Here is a 17,394-nt window from a genome sequence, read left to right as displayed (position 1 = left end):
TTTCATAAAAGAAGCTTATAAAAGCAGAAGGAGAAGCAGAAAAAACGTCTATTGTTTTTTCAACTTCAGCACGAGCTCTTCATCTGGCGTCACATAGACCGTTTGCTGATTTTCATATATGACAAACCCAGGCTTGGCGCCATTCGGTTTTTTTACATAGCGCACTTTTGTATAATCGACAGGTACGGAGCTTGATTGGCGCGCTTTGCTGAAATAAGCTGCCAGATTCGCTGCCTCTAAAATGGTCTGTTCAGACGGATCTTTTTTCCGGATGACAACATGGGAGCCCGGTATGTCCTTTGTATGAAGCCAAATATCGTCTCTAGCAGCAACCCGGTTCGTCAAGTATTCGTTTTGCTTGTTGTTTTTGCCGACTAATATTTCAGCTCCGTCGCTGGACAGATAAGCTTCTAAAACAGGTTTAGCATTTTTTTTCTTCTGGATGTTCGCTCTTTTTTTCAAATATCCCCCTTCAATCAATTCTTCTCGAATTTCCTCTAAGTCTTTAGGAGAAGCTGTTTCAAGCTGCTGGAGAAGCCGGTCAAAATATTCGATTTCTTGTTCTGCTTTTTCGATTTGCGATTTGACAACTAAAACGGAATTTTTGGCTTTTTGATATTTTTGAAAATAACTTTGGGCGTTTTCAGAAGGAGTTTTCAAAGGATCAAGCGGAATTTTGATCTTTTGTCCATCCTCGTCATAATAGTTGATAACTTCGACTTCTTTATCCCCTTTTTTCACTGCATGCATGTTCGCTGTCAATAGTTCGCCGTAAAGCTGTAGCGTATTTGCTTTTTCAGCCTCTTTGAGCGTGTGTTTTAGCTTTTGGATTTTCGTTTCATTCTTTTTTCGCTCGTTGATGATGAAGCGTTCTAAATCCTGTCCTTGCTGCTTCACTCGATCGCGTTCCGCTTTCGAGTAAAAATATCGGTCTAGCAATTCGCTTATGGTAGAAAATGTTTTCCTTTCTCCTTTTACATGCTCTAAAGGCAAAATATAAAAATATTCTTTATTTAAAGTTTTTGTCATTTGCGGAACAATGCTTCCGCTTTTTATTTGATTTAAAACGGACATAAGCGTTCTGGCAACCGATTCCTTATTGGCGATTCCAGAGCGGTAGACGATTTCTTTTGCCAACAGAGGCGAGATGCCAGCAAATTGGTCGACAATTTGTTTTTCAAATTTTCCTGAAAACAGATCAATTTTTTTCAAAACCGTTTCTTCTGAAGCATGAAAAGGATTCAATTTGCCTTGGTCTGGAGGAAAAACATATGCGTGTCCGGGCAAAACAGAGCGATGGCGATTGACTGCAGCTGATACATGTTTGATGCTGTCAATGATCATCTTCTTTTCTTGATCGACTAAGATGATGTTGCTATGTTTTCCCATGATCTCGACAAATAATTGTTTCCTGGTGATATCCCCTAATTCATTGCGGGATCTCATTTGCAGCATGACGATTCGATCAAGTCCGACCTGGCTGATTTCCTCAATGATGCTTCCTTCCAAATGCTTTCTTAAAACCATACAGAACATCGGCGGTTCTTGCGGATTATCATAGTTGGAGGCTGTAAGATGAATGCGCGCAAAATTGGGATGATTGGATATAAGCAGACGATAATTTTTACCTTTCTGACGAATTTGCAAGATAAGATCGTGCTTAGAAGGCTGATGAATTTTTGTGATTTTTCCACCTTCAAGCTCTTGTTTCAATTCTCTTTGAACACAATATGTAAAAATGCCGTCAAAAGACATATTTGCTCACCCTTTTTCCATGAAGTCCAAGAAAAAACTTACTAAATTATAACATGTTTTAGGACAAGGCTGAATATGTTGTTCTTAGAGCGTGTATCAAAAGGTGAAAAGGGGTGAAACAGAAATTCATGAAATGGCATGAATTGACAGAACAAGAAGCAATTCAATCATTGAATGTCGATATAAAAAAAGGATTATCAGAAAAAGAAGCAGAAAACCGCAGAAAAAAATTAGGATACAATGAGCTTGCAGAAGGAAAACGGCAATCAAATCTTTTGTTATTTTTCGGCCAGTTTAAAGATTTCATGGTTCTTGTTTTAATTGCGGCAACCGTCATTTCCGGCCTTTTAGGAGAGTATATTGATGCAGTTGCCATTATTGCGATTGTGATTTTGAACGGAGTTCTTGGATTTATTCAAGAGAAAAAGGCAGAGAAGTCTCTTGCTGCATTAAAAGAACTGTCAAGCCCGCAGACTACTGTATTGCGCAGCGGGAAGTGGGTGAAGATCCCTTCGAGAGAAATTGTCGTAGGGGACTGCATTAAATTTAAAAGCGGCGATCGAATCGGAGCTGATGTGCGTCTCATTCAGGTATCAAGCCTTGAAGTCGAGGAGTCGGCACTAACTGGCGAATCCGTCCCTGTTGGAAAACATACACGCCCATTAAAAGGGAATCAAGGATCCGTTGGCGATATGCAAAATATGGCCTTTATGGGCACGCTTGTAACAAGAGGAAGCGGAGTCGGCGTTGTCGTGGCTACAGGAATGAAAACGGCAATGGGGCAAATTGCAGATTTGCTGCAAACCCAGGAGCAGCAATTGACCCCGATGCAGAGAAAATTAGAAGAGCTGGGCAAAGTTTTAATTGTTGTAGCTCTTCTCTTGACGGTATTAGTAGCAGGAATCGGAGTCATGCAAGGACATGCTGTTTATGAAATGTTTTTGGCGGGGGTCTCGCTGGCAGTGGCGGCGATTCCTGAAGGCTTGCCGGCGATTGTTACGGTTGCATTGGCATTGGGCGTCCAGCGGATGATCAAGAAAAATTCAATTGTCCGAAAGCTTCCAGCTGTTGAAACGCTCGGATGTGCAACCGTCATTTGTTCAGATAAAACAGGAACAATGACTCAAAACCAAATGACTGTGACAGACATTTGGATAAGCAATAAATCATGGAAGGTAACAGGTGCGGGCTATCAGCCTGCTGGGGAGTTTTTTGAAAACGGAAAAAAAATTGATCCGGCTGCTCATAAACCGTTGAAGCAAATGTTAATGTTTGGAATGCTTGCTTCAACATCTGATATTATTGAAACAAATGGAGAATATTCCCTTGATGGCGACCCGACGGAAGGCGCGTTGATCGTGGCTGGCATGAAAGCGGGGCTGTCAAAATCAAAATTATTGAAGCAATTTCATATTATGCGAGAATTTCCTTTTGACTCCGACCGAAAAATGATGTCCGTCATTGTTCAAGACAAAGACGGAAAATGCTTTGCAGTCGCAAAAGGAGCTCCAGATGTTATATTAGAACGTTCGACACATGTTCTTTGGCACGATAGAAAAGAACGTTTAACGGAGCAGCGAAAAAATGACATTCAAAAGGCGATTTTTCATCAGGCAAACGAAGCATTAAGAACGATAGCAGTTGCATACAAACCGCTTCATACAGGATCTCTACCCCAAGCTGAAGCGGAATCTTCTCTTATTTTCATTGGCATACAAGGAATGATTGACCCGCCAAGACCAGAAGTGAAACAAGCGGTGAAGGAATGCGGTGAAGCAGGCATTAAAACTGTCATGATAACAGGCGATCATGTTATTACCGCACAAGCTATCGCAAAAGAACTAGAAATATTGCCGCCTAACGGTAAAGTAATGGACGGATCATCTTTGTCCAAGCTCACGATTGAAGAATTGGAAGAAGTAGTTGATGATATTTACGTATTTGCCAGAGTTTCTCCGGAGCATAAATTGAAAATTGTGAAAGCATTGCAAAACAAAGGACATATCGTTGCAATGACTGGAGACGGCGTAAATGATGCCCCGGCAATCAAAGCGGCAGACATAGGCATTTCGATGGGAATGAGCGGCACCGATGTGGCAAAAGAAGCTTCCTCTCTTATTCTCGTTGATGATAACTTTGCCACCATTAAAGCAGCGATTCAAGAAGGGCGCAATATTTATGACAATATCAGGAAATTTATTCGCTATTTATTAGCATCAAATGTAGGAGAGATACTAGTTATGTTATTTGCCATGATTTTAGCATTGCCACTGCCGCTTGTTCCGATTCAAATTTTGTGGGTGAATCTTGTAACAGATGGCCTGCCGGCTATGGCGCTTGGCCTTGATCCCGCAGAAGAAGATGTGTTAAAAAGAAAGCCTCGCGATCCGAAAGAAGGGATTTTTTCGAGAGGGCTTGGCTGGAAAATTTTATCTCGCGGTTTTTTAATCGGGCTGTCCACACTACTTGTCTTTTACTTCATTTATGAACGGAATACAGAACAGCTTGCCTACGCGCAAACAGCTGCTTTTGCAACACTTGTTTTGTCGCAATTGATTTTAGTGTTTGATTCAAGAACGGAAAGAACGATTTTTGACCGGAATCCTTTTAACAACATTTATTTGCTGCTGGCAGTCTTTTCATCCATAATCTTAATGCTTGTTGTCATTTATTATGAGCCGCTTCAACCGATTTTCCATACAACGCCTATCATGGCTCGAGATTGGCTGTTTATTTTCGTCATGTCCGCTCTGCCGACATTTTTGCTGGCAGGATCAATTTTAACAAGAAAAAAACGATAAGTTATGTTATAATTTTTTCAGGTGATAGATACTATTCTATGACCTTTCTTTTTTTCTTTTGTTTTGAAGGCGACGAAAGAACGGATGTGGTACAATGGTATTAAGCATGACGGGATTTGGCCGCTCGGTAAAAATGGTGCAGCAGATGCAAATAACAGTTGAGATGAGATCGGTCAATCACCGGTTTTGTGAAATCAGCGTGCGGATGCCTAAAAATTTTTTTTCGCTTGAAGAAAAAATAAAGAAAGCCGTACAATCTTATATAAATCGAGGACGTGTGGAATTGTACATCACGGTCAGCGGAGAGGGTCTTTTTTCCAGAACCCTAAACGTTGACTGGTCCCTTGCCGCTCAATACATAGACGCTTTGAACGAAATGAAACTCCGTTTTCATATAGATGATTCCATTCGTTTCATGCACCTTTTGCATGATGAACATATTTTTGAAATTCAAGAGGTTGCGAATGAAAATGAAGAGCTTGAATGTATGATGTTAGAAGCTGTTCATGAAGCGGCCAATCAACTGCTGGAAATGCGGGCTGCAGAAGGAAGCAAGCTAAAAGAAGACTTGCTGAAGCATTTGGAAGCGTTAGAGCAAATCATAGAACATATTCAATCAAGAGCCAGTATTGTCGCAAGCAACTACAGAGATAAATTGCAAAAGCGTTTATCTGAGTTTATAACAGGGAATATTGATGAGAATAGAATATTGTTGGAAGTGGCAATTTTCGCTGACAAATCGGATATTACGGAAGAATTGACAAGATTAGAAAGCCATTTGAGCCAGTTTCGAAAAACGATCGAAAAAGATGAACCGATAGGGCGGAAGCTTGATTTTATCGTACAAGAGATGAGCCGGGAAGCCAATACGATCGGAGCTAAAGGGAATGATTCGGCCATTTCTGCTTTCGTTGTGGAATTGAAAACTGTTATTGAAAAATTAAAAGAGCAAGTTCAAAATATTGAATAAAGGCTTTTTAGGGGGAAAAATCATGGGAATTAAATTAATTAATATTGGCTTTGGCAACATCGTTTCAGCAAGCCGCATCATTTCCATTGTAAGCCCCGAATCGGCTCCGATAAAGCGGATGATTCAAGATGCAAGAGAACGAGGAATGCTTATTGATGCGACATATGGAAGAAGGACGAGAGCAGTTGTTATAATGGATTCTGACCATATTATATTGTCTGCCGTCCAACCGGAAACAGTTGCTCAAAGGCTTTCCAATAAAGATGAGCTGTCTGATGAAGGGTAGGGTAAAATTGAAATGCAATTAAAGAAAAAAGGTTTGTTAATTGTTTTGTCTGGACCTTCCGGAGTGGGAAAAGGCACTGTTCGCAAAGCGTTGTTTGCACAAAAAGACGTCAATTTTCAATATTCGATCTCAGTGACGACGAGAACCCCACGGGAGGGTGAGAAGGACGGTGTAGATTATTTTTTTAAAACACGCGAACAATTTGAACAGATGATTAAGGAAAACAAACTGCTTGAATGGGCAGAATATGTTGGGAATTATTACGGTACACCCGTTGAATATGTAGAGAAAACACTTGCAGAAGGAAAAGATGTTTTTCTAGAAATTGAAGTTCAAGGGGCTCTTCAAGTTAAAAAGGCATTTCCTGACGGGTTGTTTATATTTTTACTGCCGCCTAGCCTGGAAGAACTGAAAAATCGAATTGTCACGAGAGGAACAGAGTCAGCTGACTTGATCAATAATCGGATGAAAAAAGCAAAAGAAGAAATTGACATGATGGATTATTATGACTATGTTGTTGTAAATGATGAAGTGAATCTTGCCTGTGAAAAAATTAAAGCGATTGTGACTGCTGAACATTGCAGAAGGGAAAGAGTTGCACAAATGTACAAAAAATTTTTGGAGGTTGAGTCTTGATGCTTTATCCATCAATTGATTCCCTATTAAACCGTATCAATTCAAAATATACACTAGTAACTGTAGCAGCAAAAAGAGCGCGGCAAATGCAGCAAAACAATGACCAGCAATTGGAAAACACGGTATCTGTAAAATATGTCGGAAAAGCGCTGGAAGAAATTGATGCAGGGCTGCTTAATTATGAAAAGATTGAGAAATAATAGCTGCTGTCATAACAACCTACTTGATAGGTTGTTATTTTTTTAAAAAGCTGAGAAATAGGAGGAGAACAAAGTGGCACGTCCGAGACGTATTTTATTGTGTGTAACGGGAGGAATAGCGGTTTTCAAGGCTGCAGCTTTGACGAGCAAGCTGACACAGGCGGGTTTTGATGTGAAAGTGATCATGACAGAATCTGCTACGAAATTCGTCACCCCTTTGACGTTTCAAGTACTATCGAGAAATGAAGTGTTTTTAGATACTTTTGATGAAAAAGATGCGAAAGTGATTGCACATATCGATTTAGCCGACTGGGCTGATTTAGTGCTCGTAGCTCCAGCAACTGCCAATATCATTGGGAAACTTGCCTCAGGGATTGCCGATGATATGGTGACAACGACACTGCTGGCGACAACTGCACCGGTTTGGATTGCTCCTGCAATGAATGTACATATGTATGACCATCCGGCTGTAAAACGCAACATTGAAACGCTTTATCGGGACGGCTATCAGTTCATTGAACCGCAAGAAGGACATCTTGCATGCGGTTACGTTGGCAAAGGCCGCCTGGAAGAGCCGGACAAAATCGTTGAACTCATTCAAAACCATTTTTCCGATCAAACGAAGATACCTTCCGTCTTGAATCAGAAAACAATTATCATTACTGCGGGGCCGACAAGGGAAAAAATAGATCCTGTCCGGTTTTTCTCCAACCATTCAAGCGGAAAAATGGGCTATGCGATCGCCGAGCAGGCGAAGGAGCTTGGAGCGAGCGTAATTTTAATTTCCGGTCCGACTTCTCTTGCGCCGCCGGCCGGGGTGACATTTGTGCCAGTTGAAAGTGCTGAAGAGATGTATCATGAAGTGATGAACCATTTTGACAAAGCCGACATTGTGATTAAATCTGCCGCAGTTTCTGATTATCGGCCGAAACAAACATTTGATCAAAAAATGAAAAAAAAGGACGGCTCATTAGTCATTGAATTGGAACGTACGGAAGACATTTTAAAAAGACTCGGCGAGAAGAAAGGAACAAAATTGCTGGTAGGATTTGCGGCGGAAACGGAAAATGTTGAACAATATGCGCTGCATAAGCTGAATGAAAAGAACTTGGATTTAATTGTCGCCAACAATGTAAATGAACCAGGAGCAGGATTTCAAAAGGATACAAATATAGTGACGATTTTTCATAGAAACGGAGAAAAGAAGGCGTATCCGCTTATGTCTAAAAAAGAAGTGGCAGATGCAATTTTAAGAGAAATTGAAAAGCTTTTGAAAGGTGAATAGATAATGCGGTATGCAAGCGTTGTTGTGGATGTCCCGGCAAAAGGCACGGACAAGCTATTTGACTACGAAATTCCAAATAAATTCGCTGGCGTAATCCAGCCTGGCATGAGGGTCATCGTTCCTTTCGGCTCCCGCAAGCTTACTGGATTTGTCGTTCAGTTAAAAAATGAAACAGATATTGACAGTGTGAAACCGATCCATTCGCTTTTTGATCCGGAACCGGTATTAAATCATGAACTGTTAGAGCTTGGCGAATGGCTTAGTGAAACGACTCTTTGCTATAAAATCACCGCTTTTCAGGCAATGCTTCCGGCTGCGATGAAAACGAGGTACATAAAAGAAATCAAGCCATCGAGCTCCGCTCAATTGGAGGATTTGCCTGAAGAGATCAGGACTGCTTTCGAAAAAGGAGGGCCGCTTTCATGGGAGGATTTACCTTCATCGCTTGTCGCCGTCGTTCAAAAGGAGATTCGGAATGGGAATTTGCAAATCGATTATCGTGTCGAACAAAAGCAAAAAAAACGGCTTGTGAAATATGTAAAGCCACTTTTGCCGGTTCGTGAGCTTGAAGAACAGCTTCAGCATTTGCCAGCTCGCGCCCATAAACAGAAAGAGGTTATTCAATTTTTTATTGATCATCCTAATCCGATTTTATTAACGGAGTTGACGAACAGCATACAAGGAGCTTCAATTGCCGTCAAAGCGTTAATTAAAAAAGGTATTTTGACAGAGGAGCAAGTAGAAATTTACAGAGATCCTTATGAGCATAAACAGTTTCCGAGAACGAAGCCTTTACCGTTAACTGACGAACAAAAACGTGCAATGGAGCCGATTTTAGACAAGCTGAATCGACACGAGCACGAAGTATTTTTAATGTATGGGGTCACGGGAAGCGGCAAAACGGAAATTTATTTGCAAGCGATCGAGAAGGTATTGAATGAAGGAAAAGAAGCGATCGTGCTAGTACCTGAAATATCGTTGACTCCTCAAATGGTTCAGCGGTTTAAAAGCAGATTTGGCAGCCAGGTTGCTGTTCTTCATAGCGGGTTGTCCAGCGGGGAAAAGTTCGATGAATGGCGGAAAATTTACCGGAAAGAAGCGAAGCTTGTCGTCGGGGCGAGATCAGCAATTTTTGCCCCGTTTCAAAATATCGGCATCATTATTATTGATGAAGAGCATGAAACTAGCTATAAACAGGAGGAAAGTCCTCGGTATCATGCAAGGGACGTTGCCATTTACAGAGGGAAATATCATCAATGTCCAGTCATTTTAGGAAGCGCCACTCCGACGCTTGAATCATTTGCGAGAGCACAAAAAGGCGTTTATACGTTGTTAACTTTAAAAGAACGCGTCAACCGCCGTCCTCTGCCGGAAGTCCATATTGTCGACATGCGGGAGGAGCTGAGAAACGGCAACCGATCGATGTTTTCAAGAACGTTGTTTGAAAAGCTGACAGATCGCTTGAAGAAAGGAGAGCAATCTGTACTTTTATTAAACAAGCGCGGCTATTCTTCCTTCGTCATGTGCAGAAATTGCGGACATGTCATAGGATGTCCTCATTGCGATATTTCCCTTACTTATCATCGGCATGGGGAAAAGCTAAAATGCCACTATTGCCAATTCGAAACAGCCATGCCGTCTCGATGCCCAGAATGTGGAAGCGAGCATATTCGCTTTTTCGGAACAGGAACTCAGCGTATCGAGGAAGAGCTCAACAGGCTTATCCCGGAAGCGCGTGTCATACGGATGGATGTCGACACGACCAGCCGTAAAGGAATGCATGAAAAGCTTTTAAACGCATTCGGCGAAAAAAAAGCAGACATCCTGCTTGGAACACAAATGATTGCAAAAGGATTGGACTTCCCTGATGTCACATTGGTCGGAGTGCTTTCGGCTGACACGATGCTCCATCTTCCTGATTTCCGGTCTGGAGAAAAAACGTTTCAATTATTAACGCAAGTAAGCGGAAGAGCAGGCCGGCATGAGCTTCCGGGGGAAGTGGTGATTCAAACTTATACGCCTGAGCATTACTCCATTCAATTGGCAAGCTTGCATGATTTTGAAACATTTTATCGACAGGAAATGAAAATGAGAAAATCTTTTGCCTATCCGCCCTATTATTTTCTCATTCTCATTACCGTTTCCCATCCAAATGCGATAAAAGCAGCTGAAGTAACGGAGAAAATTGGACAATATTTAAAGCTTCATTTATCAAATGAGGCGCAGATCCTCGGTCCTGTCAGTTCGCCAATACCGAAGATGAAAGATAGATATCGATTTCAATGCATGATAAAATACAAACGGGAAAAAAACTTGTATAAAACACTGAAATTATTGTTCGAGCATTATGAAGAGGACATGTCGCAAACGGATTTAAAATTGATGATTGATCTAAATCCGTATACCATTCTATAAATTGGTTATGTAAATTGTTAGCATCATATCTAGTTTTTAGATGTCGATGAGTTGGAAACAATAGAAGGGAGATATGTATGGCGAAAATTATATTTATGGGCACGCCTGACTTTGCTGTACCAGTGCTAAATCGAATCGTAAAAGACGGTCATGACGTTTGTGCGGTTGTCACACAGCCAGACCGCCCGAAAGGAAGAAAAAAACAATTGACGCCTCCGCCTGTAAAAGTGGCTGCAGAACAACATAACATTCCAGTGTTTCAACCTGAAAAAATCCGTCACAAAGAAGAAATAGAAAAAATTTTGGCGTTAAAACCCGACTTAATTGTAACGGCTGCTTTTGGTCAAATTTTGCCAAAAGAGATTTTGGACGCACCGAAATATGGCTGTATAAATGTACATGCTTCTCTTTTGCCTGAGCTGCGAGGCGGAGCACCCATTCATTATGCCATCATGCAAGGCAAAAAGAAGACGGGAGTTACGATCATGTATATGGTGGAAAAACTGGATGCCGGAGATATTTTAACACAAGTCGAAGTTCCAATTGATGAAAGGGATACGGTTGCTACATTGCACGACAAATTGAGCGAAGCAGGCGCCAATCTTTTATCACAAACGATACCGAAAATTTTAGAAAACAGTATAACTCCAATTCCGCAAGATGAAACGAAAGCCACATTTGCCTGGAATATTCAAAGGGAACAGGAAAAAATCGATTGGACGAAAAGCGGTGAAGAGGTGTACAACCACATTCGCGGGTTAAATCCTTGGCCAGTTGCCTACACGGTTTTGAACGGAAAGACGATTAAAATTTGGTGGGGAGAAAAAGTGAAGAAAGAACACCAAGCAGAGCCTGGAACAATTGTTTCCGTCGACAAGGACGGTTTCGTTGTTGCAACAGGAAATGACGTTTCCATTAAAATTATTGAGCTTCAGCCGTCCGGAAAGAAAAAAATGAGCTGCGAGCAATTTTTAAGAGGAACGCAAATTGAAATAGGGATGACATTCGAATGAAAAAACGAAATGCAAGAGAACTAGCAATGGATTTACTAGTGGCCATCGAAGAAAAACAAGCATACAGCAACCTGCTGCTAAATACATGGATTGATAAATATAAATTGGAGCAAAAAGATGCTGCTTTATTGACAGAGCTTGTCTACGGAACCATCCAGCGGAAGCTGACTCTTGATTACTATTTATCGCATTTTCTAGAGAAAAAGAAAAAAATTAGCAATTGGGTGATCCAGCTTTTAAGAATATCGCTTTATCAAATGGTGTATTTAGATCGGATTCCTGACCGCGCGGTTCTTTATGAGGCAGTGGAAATCGCCAAAAAGAGAGGACATAAAGGGATTGCGGCTCTAGTAAACGGTGTTTTGCGAAATATACAACGAAAAGGCCTCCCTACCATTAAAGATATACAAGATCCGATTGAGCGTTCAGCGGTAAAGACAAGCGCTCCGAAATGGCTTGTCGAACGGCTTGCGAGTCAATACGGGTTTGAGACTGCGGAAAATATATTATCCTCGCAGCTTTTGCATGCTAAACAGACAGCTAGAGTGAACAAGCTGAAAACGACAGTTCCTCAGGCGATCGCTGCTTTGGAAAAAGAAGGAATAAAGGCGGTAAAGGGAAAGCTGGTTGATGAGGCCATCGAAGCTGTAAAAGGAAATTTAGCGAATACGAGCCTCTATCAAAAAGGTTGGTTCACCATTCAAGATGAAAGCTCGATGCTCGTCTCGCTAGCTTTACATGTAAAAGAAGGAGAGCAAATTTTGGATGCATGTGCAGCTCCGGGAGGGAAGTCAACTCATATTGCAGAGCTTTTGAATAATACGGGTAAAGTCGTCTCCCTAGATTTGCACGAGCATAAAATCCAGCTCATCGAAAAACAAGCATCAAGGCTTGGGCTCTTGAATGTAAACGCAAAAGTGCTGGACAGCCGCAACGCCTCGGAGCATTTTCCGCCAAACAGCTTCGACAAAATTTTAGTGGATGCACCGTGCAGCGGATTCGGTGTCATAAGAAAAAAACCGGAAATAAAATATACGAAAACAGAAGAAGATATTCTTTCTTTAACATCAGTGCAAAAAAAGATATTAGCTTCCGTAGCTGATTTGGTGAAGCCTGGAGGTTTGCTTGTTTATAGCACTTGCACAATAGATAAACAAGAAAATGAGGAGATGATAAAATATTTTTTAAAGGAGCATGATGACTTTCAATTAGATGAGACGTTAAAAGATCGAATGCCGGAAAAAGTTCGACAATACGTCGAAAACGGCTTTGTGCAAATTTTGCCGCAATATTTCAATACCGACGGATTTTTTATCGCGGCTTTGAGAAGGAAGGTACAATGATGGACAAGATGCAAGTAAAACCATCTATTTATTCGTTAAAATATTCCGATTTAAAAGAATGGCTTGAACAACAAGGCGAAAAAAGCTTTCGAGCAGCACAAATTTTTGATTGGCTGTATAAAAAACGCGCTGCCTCTTTCGATGAAATGACCAATTTGCCAAAGTCATTGAAGGAAGCATTGGCGGAGCATTTCGATTTGACAACATTGAAAACAATTGTTAAGCAAACGTCAAAAGACGGCACGATGAAATTTTTGTTTGAGCTCCATGACGGCTATTCCATTGAAACGGTGTTAATGAGGCATAATTACGGAAACTCAGTATGTGTGACAACACAAGTTGGCTGCCGAATCGGGTGCACCTTTTGCGCTTCCACATTAGGTGGATTAAAACGAAATTTATCTGCGGGGGAAATTGTAGCTCAAGTCATAAAAGTTCAGCAAATATTAGATGAAATCGGCGAACGAGTCAGCCATGTCGTCATAATGGGGATTGGAGAGCCTTTTGACAACTATGAAGAAATGATGTCATTTTTAAAAATCATCAACGACGAAAAAGGATTGAACATTGGCGCCCGCCACATTACTGTTTCAACGAGCGGAATTATCCCTAAAATTTATCAATTTGCTGATGAAAATTTACAAATCAATTTAGCTATTTCCCTCCATGCACCGAATACAGAACTGCGCACAAAGCTAATGCCGATCAATAAAGCTTTTAAGCTTCCTGATTTAATGAAGGCAGTCAAATATTATATTGACAAAACAGGGCGGCGAATTTCATTTGAATACGGACTGTTTGGAGGCGTAAATGATCAAGTGGAGCACGCACTCGAGCTTGCTGAGCTAATAAAAGATTTAAAATGCCACGTGAATTTAATTCCAGTCAACTATGTTCCGGAGCGGAATTATGTTCGCACGAGCAAAAATCAAATTTTTCGTTTTGAACGGACATTAAAGGAACAAGGGATTAATGTCACGATCCGAAGAGAACATGGACACGATATTGATGCAGCTTGCGGACAGTTAAGGGCAAAAGAGCGAAAAATAGAGACGAGGTGAATAAATGAAAACCGCTGTTTTTACTGACAAAGGGAAGGTCAGAACCCATAATGAAGACGCCGCAAGTGCCATTCTTAACCGACACGGGCAAATTTTAGCTGTCGTGGCTGACGGAATGGGTGGCCACCTCGCAGGCGATGTCGCAAGCAGAATGACGATCGAGCATTTTGAAAAAAGCTGGAACGAAGCGGAAAAAATGGAACATCCCGAGCAGGCGGAGCGCTGGATAAACGATCATATTGCCGAAGTCAACGAAGAACTTTTGACATATGCGAATGAACATAAGGAATGTAAAGGAATGGGCACGACGTTTGTCGGCGCCATCTGTACTGAAAGCTTTGCTACAATCGCCCACATTGGCGACAGCCGATGCTATTTGTTAAATAAAGCCGGTTTTGCTCAAATTACCGATGATCATTCATTAGTGAACGAGCTTGTGAAATCGGGACAAATTTCAAAAGAGGATGCGAAAGAGCATCCGCGAAAAAACATTTTATTGAAGGCTCTCGGCACAGAACAATCTGTCGATGCAGATATTAAAACAGTCGGCCTAGAAGTAAACGATTATTTGCTTCTTTGTTCTGACGGTTTATCGAATAAAGTGCAGGAACATGAAATGGAATCAATTTTATCATCCGACCAATCACTGGAAGAAAAAGCGAAGGAATTAATACGGCTAGCAAATGAAAACGGCGGCGATGACAATATTTCTGTCATTATTTATAAACATGTCATCGGCCACGAGAGTGATGGAACATGCTGATCGGCAAGCGGATTAGCGGCCGTTATAAAATTTTGAAAGTGATTGGCGGAGGAGGAATGGCAAACGTTTATTTAGCAAGAGACATTATTTTAGAACGCGACGTTGCCATTAAAATTTTACGATTAGATTTTTCAGATGATGATGAGTTTATACGAAGATTTAGGAGAGAGGCACAATCGGCAACAAGCCTTGCCCATCCGAATATCGTCAGCATTTACGATGTCGGCGAAGAAGATAACATTTACTACATCGTGATGGAGTATGTGGAAGGCAAGACGTTAAAGCAGTACATCCAGCAAAATGCACCTTTGCATCCTAGAGAAGCATTAAATTTAATGGAGCAAATCGTATCAGCCATTGCTCACGCACACGAAAATCAAATTGTCCATAGAGATATAAAGCCGCACAATATACTTATTGACAACCTCGGGAACATTAAAGTGACCGATTTTGGGATTGCTATGGCTCTGACATCAACAACCATTACCCACACTAATTCCGTGCTGGGCTCTGTACATTATTTGTCGCCTGAACAAGCGAGAGGTCAGATTGCAACAAAAAAATCTGACATTTATTCGCTCGGCATCGTCCTGTATGAAATGCTGACAGGCAGGCTCCCTTTTGACGGGGAATCGGCCGTATCAATCGCTTTAAAGCATTTGCAATCAGAAGCTCCGTCTCCAAAGAGATGGAACCCTGAGATCCCCCAAAGCGTCGAAAATATTATTTTAAAGGCGATGGCGAAAGACCCTCTTCACCGTTATTCCTCTGCGGAAGAAATGGGAGAAGATATTCGCACTGCCTTTAATACAGACAGATTAGATGAAAAGAAATTTGAAATACCTGATAACGACGAAAAAACGATCACCCATCCGATTATTTTACATGATATACCTGAAACTGGGGAACAAACAATCATTCATCATGCAAAGGATCGGCAGCCGTCGGGATTAGAAAAGGAACAAAAGCATGAAAATATTGTAAGCCCTAAGAAAAAAAGAAAATGGCTGAAAATGTTATGGATGGCGACAGCTGTAGTCATCATAGCCATCATTTTAGCACTTCTCGTTCTTCCTAAACTAATCCTTCCAAAAGATGTAGAAGTGCCTGATGTGAGAGGGAAAACATATGAGGAAGCTGTCAACCAATTGCTGAAGGAAGGATTTGATGTCAAAGACACGATTTTGTTGGAAAACGATGAAATTGAAGAAGGATATGTCATAAGGACAGAACCAGAAGCAGGAGAAATGGTAGAAGAAGGTTCTTCTATTATCATTTATGAAAGTGCAGGCAAGAAAAAGGTAACGCTTGATAATTATATCGGGAAGGATATCGAGAGAGTAAGGCAGCTCCTTGAAGTAAAAGGATTTTCCAACATTACAGTATTGGAAGAATATAGCGGTGAAGAGGAAGGAACTGTCATTGACCAATCTCCGAGTGAGGGAGCAGAGCTCATTCCTGATGAAGATGAAATTACATTAACCGTGAGCAAAGGACCGAGAAAAATCACGCTTGCAGATTTAACGGGATACACAGAAGAAGCTGTTAAGGACTATGTGGAAAAAGAAGGTTTATCTTTTTCAAAGAAAGAAGAACATTCCGATGAAGTTCCTGCCGGTCAAGTGATTTCCCAATCACCGAGCGCAGGAAAAAAAGTGCTTCCGGGTGAAAAAATAGAAGTGGTTATTTCCTTAGGTCCGGAAGAAAAGCCGGACAAAAAAGTCGTCCGTGAAGTAGAGATCCCGTTTGATCCCGAAATTCACGGCGAAGAAGCGGAAGTGGGTATTTATATCAATGATGCTGAGCATTCTATCGGTGAACCTTATGAAACATTTAAAATATCAAAGCCTACCAAAAAGAAAATTGAGCTGACGATTCAACCTGGTCAATCCGCTTATTATCAAGTTTTGCTGAATAATGAAGTGGTGAAAACTGAAACAGTTCCTTATCCTGAAAATTAATGAAAAAGGAGGTCATGTATGCCAAAAGGCAAAATTGTTAAAGCGTTAAGCGGATTTTATTACGTATTGGCTGAAAATAAGCTTTATCAATGCAGGGGAAGAGGGGTGTTTCGAAAAAATAAAATTTCCCCTCTAGTAGGAGATGAAGTTATTTTTCAGGCGGAAAATGAAAAAGAAGGCTACATTCTAGAAATTTTGCAAAGAAAGAATGAATTGATCCGTCCGCCCATTTCAAACATTGATCAAGGGATCTTAGTTTTTTCCGCTGTAAGTCCAGATTTTAGTGCCAAGCTGCTGGATCGCTTTTTGGTGTTAATGGAAGCCAAAAACATTCGCCCGATCATTTGTATTACAAAAATTGACTTAATTGCAGATCATATAATAGATGAAAAGATTCGTCAGTTTGCCAAAGATTATGAAAAAATTGGCTATCCTGTCTTTTTGATGACTACAAAAGAGCCTGAAACAGTTAAACAGGTCATTCCTTATTTAAAAGACAGCATTTCAGTGATTGCCGGGCAATCTGGAGTTGGCAAATCCTCCATGTTGAACTGCCTGGATCACCGTTTGCAATTGAAGACAGGAGAAATTTCCGATCATTTGGGGAGAGGAAAGCATACAACGAGACATGTAGAGCTCATTTCATTGGGAGGGGGACTAGTCGCCGATACGCCCGGATTTAGTTCGCTGGAGTTTACGGGTATAGAAGCTGCTGACTTGCCGAATTGCTTTCCAGAGATAAAAGAATTTAGCATTCAATGTAAATTTCGAGGCTGTCTCCATCAGAAGGAGCCAAAATGCGCCGTTAAAGAAGCGGTTGAAAATGGCGATATTTCCACCTACAGGTACGAACATTATCTTCAGTTTTTAGAAGAGATAAAAGAAAGAAAGCCGAGGTATTGAAC

The 17,394-nt window shown here is 41.1% G+C and carries 14 protein-coding genes; 13 read left to right on the top strand and 1 reads right to left on the bottom strand.

The window, feature by feature from the left end:
- Positions 1 to 48: 48 nt before the first annotated feature.
- Positions 49 to 1,755: an Rqc2 family fibronectin-binding protein gene (locus tag ACVIJU_RS12210; RefSeq protein ID WP_063388458.1), complete on the bottom strand. Its 1,707-nt coding sequence runs from the start codon at positions 1,753 to 1,755 to the stop codon at positions 49 to 51.
- Between the two features lie 128 nt (positions 1,756 to 1,883).
- On the opposite strand from ACVIJU_RS12210, the gene ACVIJU_RS12205 reads away from it, so the two are divergent.
- From ACVIJU_RS12205 to rsgA, 13 genes are all read left to right on the top strand, one after another.
- Complete coding sequence (locus ACVIJU_RS12205; protein WP_144597732.1) at positions 1,884 to 4,556, top strand: calcium-translocating P-type ATPase, SERCA-type; 2,673 nt, start codon at positions 1,884 to 1,886, stop codon at positions 4,554 to 4,556.
- A gap of 94 nt (positions 4,557 to 4,650) precedes the next feature.
- Entirely contained in the window at positions 4,651 to 5,526 is an 876-nt protein-coding gene (locus ACVIJU_RS12200) for a YicC/YloC family endoribonuclease (protein WP_117016792.1), read from the top strand.
- A gap of 22 nt (positions 5,527 to 5,548) precedes the next feature.
- Entirely contained in the window at positions 5,549 to 5,812 is a 264-nt protein-coding gene (gene remA / locus ACVIJU_RS12195) for an extracellular matrix/biofilm regulator RemA (protein ID WP_063388456.1), read from the top strand.
- Between the two features lie 12 nt (positions 5,813 to 5,824).
- Positions 5,825 to 6,448: a guanylate kinase gene (gene gmk / locus ACVIJU_RS12190; protein ID WP_063388455.1), complete on the top strand. Its 624-nt coding sequence runs from the start codon at positions 5,825 to 5,827 to the stop codon at positions 6,446 to 6,448.
- A complete protein-coding gene (gene rpoZ, locus ACVIJU_RS12185; RefSeq protein WP_063388646.1) occupies positions 6,448 to 6,648 on the top strand; it encodes a DNA-directed RNA polymerase subunit omega in 201 nt (66 codons plus the stop codon). The genes gmk and rpoZ overlap by 1 nt, the downstream gene beginning before the upstream one ends.
- Positions 6,649 to 6,721: 73 nt before the next feature.
- Positions 6,722 to 7,933: a bifunctional phosphopantothenoylcysteine decarboxylase/phosphopantothenate--cysteine ligase CoaBC gene (gene coaBC / locus ACVIJU_RS12180; RefSeq protein WP_456687649.1), complete on the top strand. Its 1,212-nt coding sequence runs from the start codon at positions 6,722 to 6,724 to the stop codon at positions 7,931 to 7,933.
- A 3-nt stretch (positions 7,934 to 7,936) separates the two neighbouring features.
- The gene (priA, locus tag ACVIJU_RS12175; protein ID WP_456687648.1) at positions 7,937 to 10,348 is read left to right on the top strand and encodes a primosomal protein N'; all 2,412 of its coding nucleotides are present in this window, start codon (positions 7,937 to 7,939) and stop codon (positions 10,346 to 10,348) included.
- Positions 10,349 to 10,425: 77 nt separating this feature from the next.
- On the top strand, positions 10,426 to 11,361 hold the full coding sequence (fmt, locus tag ACVIJU_RS12170) for a methionyl-tRNA formyltransferase (protein ID WP_063388452.1): 936 nt from the start codon (positions 10,426 to 10,428) through the stop codon (positions 11,359 to 11,361).
- Positions 11,358 to 12,704, top strand: a complete 1,347-nt coding sequence (gene rsmB / locus ACVIJU_RS12165) for a 16S rRNA (cytosine(967)-C(5))-methyltransferase RsmB (RefSeq protein ID WP_327847732.1) — start codon at positions 11,358 to 11,360, stop codon at positions 12,702 to 12,704. The genes fmt and rsmB overlap by 4 nt, the downstream gene beginning before the upstream one ends.
- Positions 12,704 to 13,765 (top strand): 23S rRNA (adenine(2503)-C(2))-methyltransferase RlmN, encoded by a 1,062-nt coding sequence (rlmN, locus tag ACVIJU_RS12160; protein ID WP_235600458.1) that lies wholly within the window; start codon positions 12,704 to 12,706, stop codon positions 13,763 to 13,765. Before rsmB ends, rlmN begins: the two co-directional genes overlap by 1 nt.
- Before the next feature lie 4 nt (positions 13,766 to 13,769).
- Positions 13,770 to 14,528 carry a Stp1/IreP family PP2C-type Ser/Thr phosphatase gene (locus ACVIJU_RS12155; protein WP_063388449.1) on the top strand — a complete coding sequence of 253 codons (759 nt, stop codon included), beginning with the start codon at positions 13,770 to 13,772 and terminating at the stop codon, positions 14,526 to 14,528.
- Positions 14,522 to 16,489 carry a Stk1 family PASTA domain-containing Ser/Thr kinase gene (gene pknB, locus ACVIJU_RS12150; protein WP_456687647.1) on the top strand — a complete coding sequence of 656 codons (1,968 nt, stop codon included), beginning with the start codon at positions 14,522 to 14,524 and terminating at the stop codon, positions 16,487 to 16,489. The genes ACVIJU_RS12155 and pknB overlap by 7 nt, the downstream gene beginning before the upstream one ends.
- Positions 16,490 to 16,507: 18 nt before the next feature.
- Positions 16,508 to 17,392, top strand: a complete 885-nt coding sequence (gene rsgA, locus ACVIJU_RS12145) for a ribosome small subunit-dependent GTPase A (RefSeq protein WP_456687646.1) — start codon at positions 16,508 to 16,510, stop codon at positions 17,390 to 17,392.
- Positions 17,393 to 17,394: the final 2 nt, after the last annotated feature.

The organism is Aeribacillus sp. SP014 (assembly GCF_054055575.1).
The sequence above is the reverse complement of the archived record's forward strand: the minus strand, read 5'-3'. Positions and strand labels throughout refer to the sequence as shown.

Excerpts from the sequence above, each read along its gene's own strand:
- pknB (WP_456687647.1), top strand. The coding sequence starts at position 14,522 with ATGCTGATCGGCAAGCGGATTAGCGGCCGTTATAAAATTTTGAAAGTG.
- rsmB (WP_327847732.1), top strand. The coding sequence starts at position 11,358 with ATGAAAAAACGAAATGCAAGAGAACTAGCAATGGATTTACTAGTGGCC.
- priA (WP_456687648.1), top strand. The coding sequence starts at position 7,937 with ATGCGGTATGCAAGCGTTGTTGTGGATGTCCCGGCAAAAGGCACGGAC.
- gmk (WP_063388455.1), top strand. The coding sequence starts at position 5,825 with ATGCAATTAAAGAAAAAAGGTTTGTTAATTGTTTTGTCTGGACCTTCC.
- rpoZ (WP_063388646.1), top strand. The coding sequence starts at position 6,448 with ATGCTTTATCCATCAATTGATTCCCTATTAAACCGTATCAATTCAAAA.
- fmt (WP_063388452.1), top strand. The coding sequence starts at position 10,426 with ATGGCGAAAATTATATTTATGGGCACGCCTGACTTTGCTGTACCAGTG.
- remA (WP_063388456.1), top strand. The coding sequence starts at position 5,549 with ATGGGAATTAAATTAATTAATATTGGCTTTGGCAACATCGTTTCAGCA.
- ACVIJU_RS12155 (WP_063388449.1), top strand. The coding sequence starts at position 13,770 with ATGAAAACCGCTGTTTTTACTGACAAAGGGAAGGTCAGAACCCATAAT.
- rsgA (WP_456687646.1), top strand. The coding sequence starts at position 16,508 with ATGCCAAAAGGCAAAATTGTTAAAGCGTTAAGCGGATTTTATTACGTA.
- rlmN (WP_235600458.1), top strand. The coding sequence starts at position 12,704 with ATGGACAAGATGCAAGTAAAACCATCTATTTATTCGTTAAAATATTCC.
- ACVIJU_RS12210 (WP_063388458.1), bottom strand. The coding sequence starts at position 1,755 with ATGTCTTTTGACGGCATTTTTACATATTGTGTTCAAAGAGAATTGAAA.
- ACVIJU_RS12205 (WP_144597732.1), top strand. The coding sequence starts at position 1,884 with ATGAAATGGCATGAATTGACAGAACAAGAAGCAATTCAATCATTGAAT.
- ACVIJU_RS12200 (WP_117016792.1), top strand. The coding sequence starts at position 4,651 with ATGGTATTAAGCATGACGGGATTTGGCCGCTCGGTAAAAATGGTGCAG.